Origin of the sequence: Agarivorans sp. OAG1, assembly GCF_037076485.1 — a bacterium.
Taxonomy (GTDB): domain Bacteria; phylum Pseudomonadota; class Gammaproteobacteria; order Enterobacterales; family Celerinatantimonadaceae; genus Agarivorans; species Agarivorans albus.
Genome location: NZ_AP028990.1, coordinates 4,454,240 through 4,469,734, shown reverse-complemented (window position 1 = coordinate 4,469,734; position 15,495 = coordinate 4,454,240). Strand labels below are relative to the sequence as shown.

Annotated in this window: 17 protein-coding genes; 6 read left to right on the top strand and 11 right to left on the bottom strand. The window is 46.4% G+C overall.

Features of this window, described 5'->3' with window-relative positions:
• Nucleotides 1-22: 22 nt before the first annotated feature.
• From OAG1_RS20285 to OAG1_RS20250, 8 genes are read right to left on the bottom strand one after another with little or no spacing between them, the layout of a single operon-like run.
• Entirely contained in the window at nucleotides 23-586 is a 564-nt protein-coding gene (locus OAG1_RS20285) for a HupE/UreJ family protein (protein WP_152782971.1), read from the bottom strand.
• Between the two features lie 23 nt (nucleotides 587-609).
• The gene (gene ureG, locus OAG1_RS20280; RefSeq protein WP_152782974.1) at nucleotides 610-1,245 is read right to left on the bottom strand and encodes an urease accessory protein UreG; all 636 of its coding nucleotides are present in this window, start codon (nucleotides 1,243-1,245) and stop codon (nucleotides 610-612) included.
• A 26-nt stretch (nucleotides 1,246-1,271) separates the two neighbouring features.
• The gene (locus tag OAG1_RS20275; RefSeq protein WP_338622516.1) at nucleotides 1,272-1,940 is read right to left on the bottom strand and encodes an urease accessory UreF family protein; all 669 of its coding nucleotides are present in this window, start codon (nucleotides 1,938-1,940) and stop codon (nucleotides 1,272-1,274) included.
• Nucleotides 1,940-2,386 carry an urease accessory protein UreE gene (ureE, locus tag OAG1_RS20270; protein WP_016403118.1) on the bottom strand — a complete coding sequence of 149 codons (447 nt, stop codon included), beginning with the start codon at nucleotides 2,384-2,386 and terminating at the stop codon, nucleotides 1,940-1,942. The genes OAG1_RS20275 and ureE overlap by 1 nt, the downstream gene beginning before the upstream one ends.
• A gap of 11 nt (nucleotides 2,387-2,397) precedes the next feature.
• The gene (gene ureC, locus OAG1_RS20265) at nucleotides 2,398-4,104 is read right to left on the bottom strand and encodes an urease subunit alpha (RefSeq protein WP_338622515.1); all 1,707 of its coding nucleotides are present in this window, start codon (nucleotides 4,102-4,104) and stop codon (nucleotides 2,398-2,400) included.
• Nucleotides 4,101-4,424, bottom strand: coding sequence for an urease subunit beta (locus OAG1_RS20260; RefSeq protein ID WP_016403120.1), 324 nt, complete (start codon nucleotides 4,422-4,424; stop codon nucleotides 4,101-4,103). Before OAG1_RS20260 ends, ureC begins: the two co-directional genes overlap by 4 nt.
• 22 nt (nucleotides 4,425-4,446) lie before the next feature.
• Nucleotides 4,447-4,749 carry an urease subunit gamma gene (ureA, locus tag OAG1_RS20255; protein WP_016403121.1) on the bottom strand — a complete coding sequence of 101 codons (303 nt, stop codon included), beginning with the start codon at nucleotides 4,747-4,749 and terminating at the stop codon, nucleotides 4,447-4,449.
• Between the two features lie 20 nt (nucleotides 4,750-4,769).
• Nucleotides 4,770-5,654 (bottom strand): urease accessory protein UreD, encoded by an 885-nt coding sequence (locus OAG1_RS20250; RefSeq protein WP_338622514.1) that lies wholly within the window; start codon nucleotides 5,652-5,654, stop codon nucleotides 4,770-4,772.
• A 449-nt stretch (nucleotides 5,655-6,103) separates the two neighbouring features.
• On the opposite strand from OAG1_RS20250, the gene urtA reads away from it, so the two are divergent.
• The 5 genes from urtA to urtE all read left to right on the top strand — a co-directional run bounded on the left by urtA (nucleotide 6,104) and on the right by urtE (nucleotide 11,764).
• Nucleotides 6,104-7,333 (top strand): urea ABC transporter substrate-binding protein, encoded by a 1,230-nt coding sequence (urtA, locus tag OAG1_RS20245; protein ID WP_227981448.1) that lies wholly within the window; start codon nucleotides 6,104-6,106, stop codon nucleotides 7,331-7,333.
• 156 nt (nucleotides 7,334-7,489) lie between these two features.
• Nucleotides 7,490-9,097 (top strand): urea ABC transporter permease subunit UrtB, encoded by a 1,608-nt coding sequence (gene urtB / locus OAG1_RS20240; protein ID WP_338622513.1) that lies wholly within the window; start codon nucleotides 7,490-7,492, stop codon nucleotides 9,095-9,097.
• Nucleotides 9,098-9,100: 3 nt separating this feature from the next.
• The gene (gene urtC, locus OAG1_RS20235; RefSeq protein WP_338622512.1) at nucleotides 9,101-10,306 is read left to right on the top strand and encodes an urea ABC transporter permease subunit UrtC; all 1,206 of its coding nucleotides are present in this window, start codon (nucleotides 9,101-9,103) and stop codon (nucleotides 10,304-10,306) included.
• Nucleotides 10,299-11,057 carry an urea ABC transporter ATP-binding protein UrtD gene (gene urtD, locus OAG1_RS20230; protein WP_016403126.1) on the top strand — a complete coding sequence of 253 codons (759 nt, stop codon included), beginning with the start codon at nucleotides 10,299-10,301 and terminating at the stop codon, nucleotides 11,055-11,057. The genes urtC and urtD overlap by 8 nt, the downstream gene beginning before the upstream one ends.
• A gap of 11 nt (nucleotides 11,058-11,068) precedes the next feature.
• Nucleotides 11,069-11,764: an urea ABC transporter ATP-binding subunit UrtE gene (gene urtE / locus OAG1_RS20225; RefSeq protein ID WP_338622511.1), complete on the top strand. Its 696-nt coding sequence runs from the start codon at nucleotides 11,069-11,071 to the stop codon at nucleotides 11,762-11,764.
• 69 nt (nucleotides 11,765-11,833) lie between these two features.
• Here urtE and OAG1_RS20220 read toward each other — a convergent pair whose 3' ends face one another.
• A complete protein-coding gene (locus OAG1_RS20220; RefSeq protein ID WP_338622510.1) occupies nucleotides 11,834-12,904 on the bottom strand; it encodes a linear amide C-N hydrolase in 1,071 nt (356 codons plus the stop codon).
• A 198-nt stretch (nucleotides 12,905-13,102) separates the two neighbouring features.
• Between OAG1_RS20220 and OAG1_RS20215 the strand changes: the two genes are divergently transcribed.
• Nucleotides 13,103-13,990: a LysR family transcriptional regulator gene (locus OAG1_RS20215; RefSeq protein ID WP_338622509.1), complete on the top strand. Its 888-nt coding sequence runs from the start codon at nucleotides 13,103-13,105 to the stop codon at nucleotides 13,988-13,990.
• Nucleotides 13,991-14,118: 128 nt separating this feature from the next.
• On the opposite strand, the gene OAG1_RS20210 is transcribed toward OAG1_RS20215, so the two are convergent.
• On the bottom strand, nucleotides 14,119-14,352 hold the full coding sequence (locus OAG1_RS20210) for a hypothetical protein (protein ID WP_338622508.1): 234 nt from the start codon (nucleotides 14,350-14,352) through the stop codon (nucleotides 14,119-14,121).
• A gap of 146 nt (nucleotides 14,353-14,498) precedes the next feature.
• Nucleotides 14,499-15,311, bottom strand: a complete 813-nt coding sequence (locus OAG1_RS20205) for an ion transporter (RefSeq protein WP_152782989.1) — start codon at nucleotides 15,309-15,311, stop codon at nucleotides 14,499-14,501.
• Nucleotides 15,312-15,495: the final 184 nt, after the last annotated feature.

The following is a 15,495-nucleotide window of genomic DNA, read 5'->3' as shown; positions in this document are numbered from 1 at the left end:
AGCGACGCAGTTTTTTGAAGGCTTATGCAAGCAGTGCAGTTACACCAAAGGCACCAGCGAAACCGGCAATAGTGCGAGTGATTTTTTGGCCGTAAGTCGACTTTTGCACAGCTTTACCTAGCAAGTAACCGCCACTAATAAGGGCAATTGAGCTAGCAATAAAGCCTGCAAAGAATAGCTTCATGTCTGCGCCTGCAGGCACTTCGTTACCATGGGCTGCGCCGTGTAAGGCTGCCACTAAACATACTGCTAAACCAGCTAGGCTAGCTGCTTTTGGCAATACCTTAGCCACTAATACCGCCATAACCAGTAAAGAAATAGCCAAGCCTGTCTCTAACATTGGTGGTACAAAACCCATGCTGGCAACAACCGCTGCCACAATCAACGCAAATACACTTTGCGCCAAGCTCAACTTAAGTTTGCCAGTTTGGCTAGCTAATAAACCAATTAGGCTTAAGGCAATTAGGTGGTCTAAACCAGTAAGTGGATGTAAAAGGCCTTCACTTAAGCCATGGTGATGTCCTTCGTGGGCAAAGCTGGGCAAACTAATGAGTAGGCCTGCAGCCAAAGTAAGTAGTTTTTTCATGGTAGGTTCCTTGTAATTTAAAACTAGTTGGCAGTAGCAGGGCTAGATTCTTCTAGCATGCCTTGCTCAATAATAAAGTTGATAATGGTTTGTAAGCCTTCGCTGGTTTTAAGGTTACTAAATACAAATGGGCGTTCGCCGCGCATTTTTTTCGCGTCGCGATCCATGACTTCTAGCGAGGCGCCAACATGCGGGGCTAAATCGGTTTTATTGATGATCAATAAGTCAGATTTAGTAATGCCTGGGCCACCTTTACGGGGAATTTTGTCACCAGCACTTACGTCGATCACGTAAAGGGTTAAATCACTTAACTCGGGACTAAAAGTAGCACTTAGATTATCGCCGCCACTTTCTACTAGCACTAAATCTAAGCCTTGATGGCGGCGATTAAGCTCGGCAATCGCCGCTAAATTCATCGAAGCATCTTCGCGAATGGCGGTGTGCGGGCAGCCGCCGGTTTCTACACCCAAAATGCGGTCTTCAGCGAGGGCATCATTGCGCAGCAAAAATTGGGCATCTTCTTTGGTATAAATGTCGTTGGTTACAACCGCTAGGTTGAAACGGTCTTTTAGCTCGCGACATAGCGCTGTAAGTAAGGCTGTTTTGCCTGAGCCTACCGGGCCGCCGACACCTACACGTAAGGTTTGTTTTATGCTCATTATGGTTCCTCTTTTTTGTGGCTACGCTAAGAGCGAAACAGCCGACAATATTGGGTTTCGTGAAGGGCGCTAGCCAAGCTTAATGCTGGTAACGACCCGCTAATTTGATCAAAAGGTAAAGTTAAGCCCGACTCGCGTGCTGGTGGCAGCAGCGGCAGTAACTCGCTAAGTAGTTTTTGGCAGGCCGTTTGCCCAAGCGGCAGGGTTTTACCGGCTACCGCCAATTGGTTTTCTAGCCAAGTCCATAGGTAGCCGTCGGCTAATTCATCAAGCGCTACTTGCCAATGCACACCAGCCAAAGCAAACATGCTAGTCCAGCTCATCGATTCTTGGCTGAGCGGGGCGGTAATTGACTCATCGAGTTGGCTAAGCAAGGTGCGTAAGGCGTTACCCATTTGCACATCTTCTAGCTCTAACTCAAGGGTTTCTCGGCTGGCAATAAGTTCTAAATTTAGGCTCTCAAACTTAGCAAAGTCTTGCGCTTTGCAGGCTTGATAAAGTGCTGCCAGCATCGGAATGTCGAGGCAGGCTAGCCCTGCCTCTAAGCAACCGCTGATCCAGCTTTTTAGCTGCTGAGGGTTATTCACCCAGCCGTTTTCTATGGCGTATTCCAAGCCTTGCGAATAGGCAAAACCACCTACCGGTAAGCTGGGGCTAACCAAACGCATTAGCTGAAGTTGCGCCATGCTAGTCATTAGTGGCTATGTCCTGGCAAGTGGCTGTGATAAGCACCGGTTTCTGGGTCAAATGGCCCCTGGTGCTGTTCTACTCGTAGCCCATAAAGTTCTACTAAGTCTTGCAATACATGGTCTGGCTGAAAGCGCACCCAACCTTCACCAATTTGCAGTGGTGTATGGCGGTTACCTAAGTGGTAGCAGACCTTGGCGAACATTAGTGGATCATCGCTATAGGCGGTGGTTACCAACTCGTCGGCACTTTTAATCTCAACCACTTCGCCATTATCGGCTTCGAGCATTTGGCCATTTTGTAGCACTTGTCCACGCTCTAAGAAAAAACCGATATCTTGCTTGGTTTCGGTTTGCGCTTTAATGCGCGCTTTTTTACGTAACTCGTAACTCAACACCACTTGGTGATGCACTGGGCCGTGGTAGTGATGGAGGGTTTGATACACCTTTAACATTCATTCTCTCCTTAAAATAAAAAGTAACGCTGAGCGAGTGGTAGCTCAGCAGCGGGTTCACATTCAAGCAATTGGCCATCGGCGCGCACTTCATAGGTTTGCGAATCCACTTCCATATGCGGTTGGTAGTGGTTGTGCACCATGTCTTGCTTTTTAATGCAGCGGGTATTTTTACACGCCACTAGGCGGCTAGTTAGGCCTAGGGTTTCATCAATTTTTGCATCTAAAGCTGCTTGGCTTACAAAGGTGACGCGGGTTTCGCTCATCGCCTTGCCGTAAGCGCCAAACATTGGGCGGTAATGTACCGGCTGTGGTGTGGGGATTGACGCATTAGGGTCACCCATTGGCGCGGCTGCAATTGCGCCGCCTTTAATAATTAACGAGGGTTTAGCGCCAAAAAAGGCAGGCTTCCATAATACTAAATCTGCCAGTTTACCCACTTCAACCGAGCCCACTTCATGGGCAATACCATGGGTTATGGCCGGGTTAATGGTGTATTTGGCAATGTAACGTTTTGCACGGAAGTTATCGCAGCCGATTTCTTTATCTTCTGGCAATAAACCGCGTTGTACTTTCATTTTGTGGGCGGTTTGCCAAGTACGGGTAATTACTTCGCCTACTCGGCCCATGGCTTGCGAATCTGAGGCGATCATCGAGAATGCGCCTAAATCGTGCAAGATGTCTTCGGCGGCGATGGTTTCTTTACGGATCCGCGAATCAGCAAAAGCAACGTCTTCGGGAATAGCCGGATCAAGGTGGTGACATACCATTAGCATGTCTAAGTGCTCGTCTACGGTATTAATGGTGTAGGGGCGAGTTGGGTTAGTAGATGATGGCAACACATTATCTAAACCACAGGCCGTAATAATATCGGGTGCGTGGCCGCCACCTGCGCCTTCGGTGTGGTAGGTATGAATGACTCGGCCTTTAAAGGCGGCGATAGTATCTTCTACAAAACCAGATTCATTTAAGGTGTCGGTATGAATGGCCACTTGCACATCGTAGTTTTCGGCAACAGTTAAACAGTTGTCGATAGACATGGGGGTGGTGCCCCAATCTTCGTGCAGTTTTAAGCCCATGGCGCCTGCCATAAGCTGTTCTTCTAAGGGGCGCGGTAAGCTGGCGTTGCCCTTGCCTAAAAATCCTAGGTTCATTGGGAAACAATCTGCCGACTGCAGCATTTTGCCTAAGTGAAAGGCGCCAGGCGTACAGGTAGTTGCATTGGTTCCGGTTGCGGGTCCGGTGCCACCCCCTAACATGGTGGTAGTGCCTGACATTAAGGCTTCTTCAATTTGCTGTGGGCAAATATAGTGAATGTGCGAGTCGACCCCGCCGGCAGTCACTATTTGGCCTTCACCTGCAATTACCTCGGTACCGGCACCAACCTCGATATCAATGTTGTCTTGAATATCGGGATTACCGGCTTTACCAATGGCTTGAATACGACCGTCTTTAAGTGCAATGTCGGCCTTTACAATACCCCAGTGATCCAAAATAAGGGCGTTGGTAATCACGGTATCTGGCACCATGGCGCAGCTGGCTTGGCTTTGCCCCATGCCATCACGAATTACTTTACCACCACCAAATTTCACTTCGCTGCCGTATTGGGCGTAGTCTTTTTCTACTTGAATGATTAGCTCGGTATCGCCAAGGCGTACTTTGTCACCCACGGTTGGGCCAAACATTTCGGCATAGGCGCGTTTATCCATTTTGCTCATGCTTGTTCCTCGTCACTTAGTTTGCCCATTACTTCCCCTCTAAAGCCGTATACTTCGCGCTTGCCGCTTAGGGCAACCAGTTCTACGCGGCGGCTTTGGCCTGGCTCAAAACGTACGGCGGTGCCGGCGGCAATATTTAGGCGAAAACCTAAAGCGGCTTTACGGTCAAAATGCAGGGCGGGGTTAGTTTCGGCGAAGTGGTAATGTGAGCCTACTTGCACTGGGCGATCGCCGCTGTTGGCAACATCTACAGTTACAGTGGCTAAACCTTTGTTTAGCTCAATGTCACCATCATCAATGATTAGTTCTCCGGGTATCATTTGCTGTTCCTCTACAAGTAGCCTAAGGGATTGGGTTATGCACGGTGACCAGTTTGGTGCCATCGGGGAAGGTGGCTTCCACCTGTACTTCGTGGACCATTTCGGCAATGCCATCCATAACATCGTCACGGCTTAGCAAGGTGCGTCCCCAGCTCATTAGTTCGGCAACACTGCGGCCTTCGCGCGCGCCTTCTACGATGCTGGCCGAGAGATAAGCCACGGTTTCGGGGTAGTTAAGTTTTAGCCCTTTGTTTTTACGTCGCTCGGCGACCAAAAAGGCGGTGAACAGCAATAACTTGTCTTTCTCTCTTGGGGTTAATTCCATGTCTGCCTCGTAGTATTAAATTAAGTATTCCAAATTCGGGGGCGAACCGCTGGGTGACCAAGCGTAACCGGGCGAATAAGCGCCCAGGCCGCTTCAAACTCTTGCCTTACTTGCTCGGCGTTATCCCCTAAATAGCGCAAAATGATAAGGCCGCGCACTAATGTGATGCCCACCTCTGCACATGCTAGTTGTTCGCGTAAATCTTCTAATAACTGCTTTTGGGCTAATTCGCTGAGTAAATCTACTGTGGCTAGCATGCAGGCGTATACGTGTTTGCCAGCCAATGCTGCTGGGTTAGCAGCAGTATTGGCGTTATCGATGCGGGTATTCTCAATCAGCAATGGGCGCTGTTCGCGATACACCTTGATGGATTGCATCAACTCGCCGTGGTCAAAGTCTTCGTCACTGGCTTTGCGGCCTAAACAAGTAATTTCCCAAGCGATTAGTTGAGCATTACCTTGCAACATGAAGTGACTGTCTAAGCGACCTTGCGCGCCATTAAATACAATGGTTTCTGGCGGCAGCCACTCTAAGCTGCTGTTGTCTTGTAAATGAAATCGCTGCTCTTGGCGTTGCTGCTGGCGCGCCAAGTTAGAGCGGTATAACTTGCCTGACGCAGGGGTAGTAAGTACCACTTTACTGCCAGCCAAACATTCCACATTCATCAGCAGGTGATCACCCGCCACCAAGCCACCGGGTGGGTGTAATAAATACACGTGGCAACAATCTGGTGCAGCCAGTTCTGGGTGAAAAGGGCGTTGTACCCGCAAGGGTCCTTGGCTCTGATTTAAGGTTAAGCGAGTTTTATTAGCAATAGGGGCAAAGCCCAAATCAAGGGTGGCTACCCAACCTTGCTTAACGGGGGCGTGCGAATTGCTGCATGCGGTTTGCTCTTGCTGACTCACTGTTATCCTTCTTTCATGGCTGGAAGCGAATTTTCCTCTGCTTAATAGAGCAAGAACTAAACCAGTTTTATCGAGCTAACCTAAGAGCGGCTCCTATTCAAAATAGCGCAAAATCAGCAGCTTGGGGTGGATCATTTTGGTGCGCGCTGGCCAAATTGGTGCGTTTGTTTGGTGTTTGTTTATTGTACGATCATTTTGGTGCGTTTATTTGAGGCAAACGCTCATGTTTTGTGCGTTGAATTACTAATGATATATAAATAATTTCATTAAGTTGTTGTTTTTAATTGTTATTTTCTACTTGGCATAGTCGATGCTCTAGCTACCTTAGCATTGCATGAGGTACCGCATGCTCTAAAGGACTATAAAAAATAGGAAATATAGCAATGACACAACATAGCAAATGGAAGAAGATCGCAACGGTTGCAAGTGGTGTAGCACTTGCCTTCTCAATGAATGCAGCCCAAGCCGCAGAAACCATTAAAGTAGGCGTATTGCACTCGTTATCAGGCACCATGGCTATCAGTGAAACAACACTGAAAGACACCGTGCTTATGATGATTGAAGAGCAAAACAAAAAGGGTGGTTTATTAGGTAAGAAGCTAGAACCTGTAGTGGTTGACCCAGCATCTAACTGGCCTTTATTTGCCGAGAAAGCACGTGAGCTACTAGATAAAGAGCAAGTAGACGTTATCTTCGGTTGTTGGACTTCGGTATCTCGTAAATCAGTACTTCCTGTAATTGAAGAGCTAAACGGTATGCTTTTCTACCCAGTTCAGTACGAAGGTGAAGAAAGCTCTAAAAACGTATTCTACACTGGCGCTGCGCCAAACCAGCAAGCGATTCCAGCGGTTGATTACCTAATGGAAGAAGAAGGTGTAGAACGTTGGGTACTAGCCGGAACCGACTACGTATACCCACGTACCACTAACAAAATCTTAGAAGCTTACCTTAAGTCTAAAGGCGTAGCTGAAGCCGACATCATGATTAACTACACGCCATTTGGTCACTCTGATTGGCAAACTATCGTTTCTGATGTGAAGAAATTTGGTGGTGCAGGTAAGAAAACAGCGGTTGTTTCTACCATTAACGGTGACGCAAACGTTCCTTTCTACAAAGAGCTAGCTAACCAAGGTATTTCGGCTGAAGACATTCCAGTAGTTGCTTTCTCTGTAGGTGAAGAAGAGCTATCTGGTTTTGATACTGCTCCTCTAGTGGGTCACTTAGCAGCTTGGAACTACTTCCAAAGCGCAGACAGCGAAGCTAACGAAGAGTTTATTGCAGCTTGGAAAGCCTACACTGGCGACGACAAGCGTGTAACTAACGACCCAATGGAAGCAACTTACATTGGTTTCCAAATGTGGGCTGAAGCAGTTGAAAAAGCGGGTACTACAGACACCGACCCAGTGCGTGACGCAATGTACGGTATCACTGTTCCTAACTTAACTGGCGGTTACGCAGTAATGAACACTAACCACCACTTAACTAAGCCAGTGCTTATTGGTGAGATTCAAGCTGACGGTCAATTCGACACTGTATGGCAAACTGCTGGTGGCGTAATTGGTGATGCTTGGACAGACCACCTAACTGAATCTGCGACTATTGTTGCTGATTGGACTGCCCCAATTAAGTGTGGCAACTTCAACATCAAAACTGGCCAATGTTCTGGTCAAAACTACTAAGGAACTGTTGCGCTTTTGAGCTCAACAGCCCAAAAGACAAATAGAACCTAGGTACGCGTAAACAGCTAAGTGCCTACGGGCACTTTTTAAAAGGCGCGGCTGAGTAATATCGGTAGCGCCTTTTTTGTATTGAATCAATCAAGAGTAGGGATTGTTTTGAGCATATACATATCTCGCTTCGCACGCTTGTTGGCCGGTGTTTTACTCATGCTTTGGGTATTACCAGCTGCTGCAAGTGATTGGGAGCAGGCAGTGCAGGCCTTAACTGCAAAAAAAAATAGTCAAAAACAACAAGCTATTGAACAGCTAATTGCTAGCGGAGACAAGCGTAACAGTTTGATCTTCGAAAGTTTATTAAGCGCCAATTTGTACTACCAAAAATCAGATAAAAAAGTGGTAGTAGCGGTAAAAGAAGGCAGCCTTTATAACTTAAGTTCTGTAGTTGATGGCGCCGATTTAGGTAGCGTTAAAAAATATCTTATTAAGAAAATCTCGGTTAACAACAAAATCCGTCGTCAGCTGCGTAGTGGTTTAGCACTAATTGGTTTAAACGCCGATGAGTCTAGCGCTCGAATTGCCGCGATTCGTTCATTAATGAATACCGCTGACCAATCTCACACGCCGCTTATCGAGCAACGTCTAGTTGCCGAGCAAGATGAAAAGGTAATTGCCAAACTTAAAGAAATGCAGGCGATTATTAATCTGCAATTTGGCGAAACTCCTGAGCGTTTGGCTGCGGCCGAGCTACTGGCTGGCCAACTAGACCCGGCCTCTCGTAACGTATTAGTTAAACAGCAAGCTAGCGAGCAAGAGCCTCAAGTATTAGCCGCCATTGATAAAGCCATTGCAACCAATGACCAGCTGTTACAAATAAACAGCGTGGCCGAGAACATCTACTTTGGTTTGAGCTTAGGTGCGGTACTGTTGTTGGCAGCGGTAGGCCTTGCGATTACCTTTGGTGTGATGGGCGTGATTAACATGGCCCACGGCGAAATGATCATGCTGGGTGCTTACACCACCTATGTGGTGCAGCAATTAATGCCAAATAATATTGAATGGTCGTTGCTGGTGGCAATTCCTGCCGCCTTTTTAGTGTCTGGTTTAGTGGGGGTATTAATTGAGCGTGGTGTGATTCGTTTCTTATACGGTCGCCCGCTAGAAACACTATTAGCCACTTTTGGTTTAAGCCTTATTTTACAGCAGGCGGTTCGCAGTATTTTTGGTCCGCTAAACCAAGCGGTAATTACGCCTCAATGGATGAGCGGCTCGCTAGAGATTAACGGCGTATTGTCTCTTACTTACAACCGTCTCTACATCATCATCTTCAGCTTTATGGTAGTGGCACTACTGTGGACCATTTTGCGTAAAACCTTCTTTGGTTTGCAAATGCGTGCGGTAACTCAGAATCGCCCAATGGCTAACTCTATGGGTATTCGTTCAAGCTGGGTAGACGCCATGACCTTTGGTTTAGGCTCTGGCATTGCCGGTATTGCCGGTGTGGCTTTAAGTCAGTTAACCAACGTGGGACCAAACTTGGGCCAAAACTACATTATCGATTCCTTCATGGTGGTGGTATTTGGCGGCGTGGGTAACCTATTTGGCACCGTGATTGGCGCACTTACTTTAGGTGTGGCTAACAAGCTAATGGAACCGTTTGCCGGTGCCGTATTAGCCAAAATCTTGGTTCTAGTGTTCATCATTCTATTTATTCAAAAACGTCCTCGAGGCTTGTTTGCCTTGAAAGGTCGTACGGTGGAGGACTAAAGCATGCCTAAGTCTGTATTAGTTCGATTTTTAGTAAAAGACAAAGTGGGCAACGCCATGTTGCTGGCTTTGTTATTGTCAGCGATTTTAGTGCCGATAATGAGCTTGGCATTAAGCCCAGAAAATCCAATGCATTTAAGCTCGTACTGGGTAACCTTGTTAGGCAAATATCTGTGTTACGCGCTATTGGCGATTGCCGTTGATTTGGTGTGGGGTTATTGCGGTATTTTAAGTCTGGGTCACGGTGCTTTTTTTGCACTGGGCGGCTATGCCATGGGCATGTACTTAATGCGCCAAATTGGCGACCGCGGTGTATACGCTAACCCAGAATTGCCAGACTTTATGGTATTCCTCGATTGGTCGGAATTACCTTGGTATTGGCTGGGTTTTGATATGTTCCCCTTTGCCATGTTGATGGTGTTTTTGGCACCGGGCATTTTGGCCTTTATCTTTGGTTACTTAGCCTTCCGCTCACGAGTCACCGGTGTGTACTTGTCGATTATTACCCAAGCCCTTACTTATGCGCTGATGTTGGCGTTTTTCCGTAACGACATGGGTTTTGGTGGTAACAACGGCTTAACCGATTTTAAAGACATTCTAGGCTTTAGCTTGCAAGCAGACTCGACCCGTGCGGTGTTGTTTGCCTTAAGTGCACTGGCCTTGGCAGGCGCTTATGTATTGTGTCGCTGGATTGTGAACTCAAAACTTGGCCGCGTATTAATTGCCGTGCGCGACAGCGAAAGCCGTACCCGTTTTATCGGTTACCGCGTAGAGCGCTTTAAGCTGTTTGTGTTTGTGGTTTCGGCCATGTTGGCTGGCGTAGCTGGTGCTTTGTATGTGCCGCAAGTGGGCATTATTAACCCTGGCGAATTTGCGCCGCTTAACTCCATCGAAAGTATTGTTTGGGTAGCCGTTGGTGGCCGAGGCACTCTGTTTGGTGCGGTATTTGGTGCGCTGCTGGTTAACTTTGGTAAATCTTGGTTTACCGGTGCATTCCCAGAGCTTTGGTTGTTCTTCTTAGGCGCTTTGTTTGTGGTAACGACTTTGTGGCTACCAAAAGGCGTGGTGGGTTTGTATGGCAGTATCAAAGCTAAGTTGCAAGAAAGAGCAGCAACTAAGGTAAGCCCTGCTGCTGTTACTGAGCCAACTCCAGCAACCGAGAAAAAAGCCGATAAAGCCGATCCAGCGGAGGGTGCAGTAAATGCGTAGTGTACATATTCCTCAAGACACCATCTTGTATGTAGATGGTGTAACCAAAAGCTTCGATGGTTTTAAAGCCCTAAATAGTTTGTCGTTAATTTTAGAGCCTGGGCAAATGCGTGCGATTATTGGCCCCAATGGTGCCGGTAAAACCACCATGATGGACGTAATTACTGGCAAGCTTCGCCCCGATGAAGGCACGGTATTTTTTAATAACGATATCGATTTAACTCAGCACGACGAAGCCGAAATTGCCAACATTGGCATTGGCCGTAAGTTTCAAAAACCCTCGGTAATCGAAAACCTAACGGTATTCGAAAACCTCGAATTAGCCTTGGCCGGACGCCGTGGTGTGTTTGAATCTTTGATGCATAAATTGTCCTCTAGCGACAACAAGCAAATTGGCGACACCTTGGCGCTGATTCGTTTAGCAGATAAGCAAGAATGGTTAGCTGGCTCATTGTCGCATGGTCAAAAACAGTGGCTAGAGATTGGCATGTTAATTATGCAAGAGCCACAGTTATTGCTCATTGATGAACCCGCCGCCGGTATGACCGACGAAGAAACCGCCCTCACCGCCGAGCTATTTAAAGAGCTAGCTAAAAAGCACTCTTTAGTGGTGGTAGAGCACGACATGGATTTTGTAAAAGCGCTAGATTGCCCAGTAACGGTATTGCACGAAGGTTCGGTATTGGCCCAAGGCACCCTTGAGCAAGTGCAGCAAAATCAGCAAGTCATCGAAGTTTACTTAGGGCGCTAGGAGGCGACGGAATGTTAGAACTTTCTAAAGTAGATAGTCATTACGGGGCTAGCCAAGCGCTTTACAATGTAGGCCTAAGTGCCGAGCCGGGCAAAATAAGCTGTGTACTCGGGCGTAACGGTGTGGGTAAAACCACGCTGCTAAAAGCGCTAGCGGGTCAGCAAAACATTAGCGCCGGCAGCATTATGTTTAACGGTAAAGACATTAGCAAAATGTCTGCAGCGCAACGTGCTAAACAAGGCATTGCGATTGTACCGCAAGGGCGCGAGATATTTGGTCAACTAACGGTGCTGGAGAATCTTAAAACTGGGTTTTCGGTATTGCCTAAATCGGAGCGTTTTATTCCCGACGAAATCTTTCGTTTGTTCCCGGTGCTAAAGCAAATGCTGGCGCGCCGCGGCGGCGATTTATCGGGTGGTCAGCAGCAACAATTAGCGATAGCGCGTGCTTTAATCATGCGCCCTAAATTATTAATGCTAGACGAGCCTACCGAAGGGATTCAGCCCTCCATTATTAAAGACATCCAAAAGGTATTGGCACTACTGCGCGATCGCGGCGAAATGGCGATTGTATTAGTAGAGCAATATTTTGATTTTGCTGTAGCGCTTGCCGACAACTACACCGTACTAGATCGCGGCAATGTGGTATTGCAGGGCAGCAAAGACGAAGTAGATGAAGCCGATGTAAAACGTTGGATGAGTGTTTAGATCTTAACTCGCGTTAATGATATAGCCGCTCACAAGAGCGGCTTTTTTTTGAGCAAATATTTTTTCTAATTACTGACATTCACCCCACGTTATTGTTTCACCTGCGCGAGCCTGTTGGAACATGTCAGCACACATCTGTTTAGTAAACGTTTTGGTTTCAGCAAAGCTGATGTTCAGTTGCGAACCGTTACCTTCGTTGTAGTAGGTGGTGTCTCCGGTTTCTAGGTTGTAGATAAACGTTTCCCAGGTCGCATAAGACTCAGCGTTAGTTGGGTCGATTAGGTCTTGAGGCACCTTGTTACCGAAGTCAAAGAACCCTTTCATTTTGCCGCGCGTATCAACCCAGTCCGCTTTAGGGTCCAGCTTGGCATTAGCTGTTACGTGGTAACCACGCAGGTAGCGAGATGCAGAGCTGATATCGCTTGGCAGTTCTTCAGCTTTGTTTAGGTCGAACTTTTCAGCGTGCGCAAGAATGTCTTGGCGCAGTGGCATGTTAGCCATTACACGTAGATCGCTGTTGATGTCACCACGGTGAATAATCATCTTACCGCCTTCATTCAATTGGAATAACGCGATATCGCCAGACTTGTCTTGAACAGAGAAGTGGAAACCGTGCTGGTGACCGCCAATACCGGTTTTCCAAGCTGTTTGGAACTCATTAGCTTCGAATGCGTTAACCGCTTCTTCTACAGTAGCGAACTGAGTCACCAGATAGTTGACGATTTGCGACATGTGTATCGCTGGTGCGCCGTTATCTGCGGCATCTTTTACAAACTTAACCGATGGGTTTTGATAAAGAAGCGAAGCAGATAGACCTTTGTCATTGATAGCTTCACCTGAAGTACCGTGGAAAGTTTCTACTTCCACATAATCTACGGTGTGGTGCTTTACAGTCCATGATGCTGCATTTTTGTATTCAGGCACATCGTAAGCTTTAACAGCAGTGCCTGCAGGATGCGCTTTAACGATAGATTGCAGCTCTGAACCGCCCCAGTCAAATGAACGGGCGACAGTTACACCGTGAGTATCACCACCGTCCATGATAAGGCGTGAGCATGCATTTGCTGTAGTTACAACTGAAGCAAGTGATGCTGCGGCGATTGCTGCTACTGCTAGTTTATTAAGTTTGAAGTTTTTCATAATGTTCTTCCTACTATAAGTTACTCATTCGAGTGGTAGATATTAGGCATCGCTTCAAAGTGTTTTCTTTGCAGTCTTGCCAGTTGATGAGTGCATTATGTGCTCATTAGATTAGAACCTTAACTGCGCCAAGAATGGTGTTTTCCCTCTCTATTGCTATATTGGTGGTTTACTGATGTTATTTGGGGAACTAAATCGATGGCTATGACCTTTGAACAACTTAGTGCTTTTGTGGAAACGGTAGATAGGGGAAGTTTTAAGCAAGCCAGCATAAAGTTAGGTAAACACACCTCAACGGTTAGCGGGCTGATAGCGAACCTAGAAGCTGAGTTAGCTATGGAGCTATTCGTTCGTAAGCCTCGCTCCTTAGAAATAACTCCTCATGGAAAAGAGATTTATCGCTACGCTCAATCCGTTATTAGAGAGTGTGATTTGCTTGATGTTAAAGCCAATAGTTTGTTAGAGGGCTTGCCATCAACATTTACTGTTGCTGTAGACAACGATCTTATGGGGGCGGATATTGCTGATATTTGCGCAAAAATGATCGCCAAGTTCCCGGCGATTGAAATCAACATTATCGCAGTGGATCCAATGCAAGTTCGCAGTCATGTATTGAATGAACAGGCTGATATTGGTTTTGGGGTTGCTTTATTTCGAGGAAGCCACGAACTTACATTGGCTGATGGTTATTCTTTTAACGTGGTTTTTGTTGCTTCTCCAGAGCTAAACTGTAGGGAGAAGTTTGTGCCTCTGGAGGAGGTGCGAGGTATGTTGCAGGTATCAGCCTTGTTTATGAAACAGATTGCTCACGAAGATACTCACAACCTTAGCTCGCGGACTATTTACAGCAATAACCTCCGTAATACTAAAGAACTGCTAAAACATACAGCGGCATGGGCGATGCTGCCAGAGTTTATCTGTAAACAAGATATTGAAATGGCAGAGCTTGACGAAATGTATGTGTCTCCTACAGCATCAGAAAAACCCAATCGATGGTCAACGGAGATTAGTTGGTTGACGGCAAAACCACGCAATGCAGCAATGGATTATATAATCAATGAGTTAGCGCGGCTGCCTAACCGGTAAAGCTAGTTATTCTGGTTCTATAAAAATGGTTCAATAATTCCTCTAGTCCAGAATGTTGAAAGACATTTCGGGGTATTGACACGTTAATTAACGCTAACTGATTATCGTCTTATAGCTTGTTGTTTGAACTAGTCCAAATTCTTAACCTTTAGCCTTTCTTCATCATTCACCGCTTTTGCTCGCCGCTCACAGGCGCCGGATTTGCAGTTTTGCAGGCAAAGCTTCCATAGCACGCGCTTGGCTTCTGGCTGTATATCGGCCAAGTCATTGATGCAAATGGCTCCCTGAGCAAGCAGTTGTTGTAGCTTATCTACCGAGAGGCTTAACTGGATCCTTGGTGATGTTGAAGAGTGATGTTTCATGGTAATGTCCAAACACTTGTTGCGAATAGTTATCATTAACTATCATTGGGTTTGGAGCAAGGTTTTGTTTGATGTTTGTTCGCTTTTACTGCTTGGAACAAAAAAGCTTAAGGGCTTATCTGCCCTTAAGCTTTTTTGTTAAGCCACTATTTTTGCTGCTTAAGCAGCGCTTTTATTTCGCTTAGCTCTTGCTGTAGTTCTCGCAGACTCGGCTCGTTGGTACCTTCGGCGAGGCTTTTTTCTTCACGTACTTTAGCGTGTTCTTGTTCCATCACATTTACCACAATGCCAATCACCATGTTAAGAAAGGCAAACGCCGACAGGAAGATAAAGCTAAGGAAGTAAATCCAACTTAGGCTGTATACCTGCATGGTTTCGTACATTACGTCGGTCCAGTCTTCGAAGGTCATCACCCGGAACAAGGTGAGCATAGAAATGGCAATGTCGCCCCACAGTGTTGGGTTAATGGTTTCGAATAAGGTGCTGCCAATGGCGGCGTAAATGTAGAAGATGATGAACATTAACAGCATTACGTAACCCAGCTGCGGCAGGGCTTTAACCAGCGAGGTAAGCAAGATACGCAGCTCGGGAATAATAGACACCATTCGCAGTACCCTAAATACCCGAATTAGGCGACCAACTATAGCTAGTTCAGAGTTTTCGATAGGGACTAGGCTTACCAATACAATTAGGGTATCGAAGACATTCCAGAAGTTATTAAAGAAGTGCTTTTTATTGGGTTCGGCAATAAAGCGAATGCTAATTTCGACCACAAAAAACAGGGTGATGAGGTAGTCGAGTATGATGGTGGCAGTAATAACTTTAGGTGGCAGCGAGTAGGTTTTTGCGCCAATAAGTAAGGCTGAAATTAAGATCACCGAAATTACAAACAACTCAAACAGCTTGTTACGTTTAAGGCGTTCAAATTGGGTTTGCAGGTTTTGGCTATTAGTGTTCAATGTTTGTTACTGCGGTGTTATGAAATGCTGTTAGCAATTTTGCCGCAACCTTAGCCGTTAACTCAAGCTTTCAAGATGAAGATTAGCCTGTTAAGTGCTATTAATGGGTTTGTTGATAAAGCTCTTGGTATTATTGAGATACAAAAAAAGCCGCTTTAAACAAAGCGGCCTTTTAGGTTTAGCA

Bases quoted from the DNA above. Each gene is read 5' to 3' on its own strand.
- OAG1_RS20285 (WP_152782971.1), bottom strand. From the start codon at position 586: ATGAAAAAACTACTTACTTTGGCTGCAGGCCTACTCATTAGTTTGCCC.
- ureE (WP_016403118.1), bottom strand. From the start codon at position 2,386: ATGTTAAAGGTGTATCAAACCCTCCATCACTACCACGGCCCAGTGCAT.
- urtC (WP_338622512.1), top strand. From the start codon at position 9,101: ATGCCTAAGTCTGTATTAGTTCGATTTTTAGTAAAAGACAAAGTGGGC.
- OAG1_RS20210 (WP_338622508.1), bottom strand. From the start codon at position 14,352: ATGAAACATCACTCTTCAACATCACCAAGGATCCAGTTAAGCCTCTCG.
- OAG1_RS20215 (WP_338622509.1), top strand. From the start codon at position 13,103: ATGGCTATGACCTTTGAACAACTTAGTGCTTTTGTGGAAACGGTAGAT.
- ureA (WP_016403121.1), bottom strand. From the start codon at position 4,749: ATGGAATTAACCCCAAGAGAGAAAGACAAGTTATTGCTGTTCACCGCC.
- OAG1_RS20275 (WP_338622516.1), bottom strand. From the start codon at position 1,940: ATGACTAGCATGGCGCAACTTCAGCTAATGCGTTTGGTTAGCCCCAGC.
- urtE (WP_338622511.1), top strand. From the start codon at position 11,069: ATGTTAGAACTTTCTAAAGTAGATAGTCATTACGGGGCTAGCCAAGCG.
- OAG1_RS20260 (WP_016403120.1), bottom strand. From the start codon at position 4,424: ATGATACCCGGAGAACTAATCATTGATGATGGTGACATTGAGCTAAAC.
- ureG (WP_152782974.1), bottom strand. From the start codon at position 1,245: ATGAGCATAAAACAAACCTTACGTGTAGGTGTCGGCGGCCCGGTAGGC.
- ureC (WP_338622515.1), bottom strand. From the start codon at position 4,104: ATGAGCAAAATGGATAAACGCGCCTATGCCGAAATGTTTGGCCCAACC.
- urtA (WP_227981448.1), top strand. From the start codon at position 6,104: ATGAATGCAGCCCAAGCCGCAGAAACCATTAAAGTAGGCGTATTGCAC.
- urtD (WP_016403126.1), top strand. From the start codon at position 10,299: ATGCGTAGTGTACATATTCCTCAAGACACCATCTTGTATGTAGATGGT.
- OAG1_RS20220 (WP_338622510.1), bottom strand. From the start codon at position 12,904: ATGAAAAACTTCAAACTTAATAAACTAGCAGTAGCAGCAATCGCCGCA.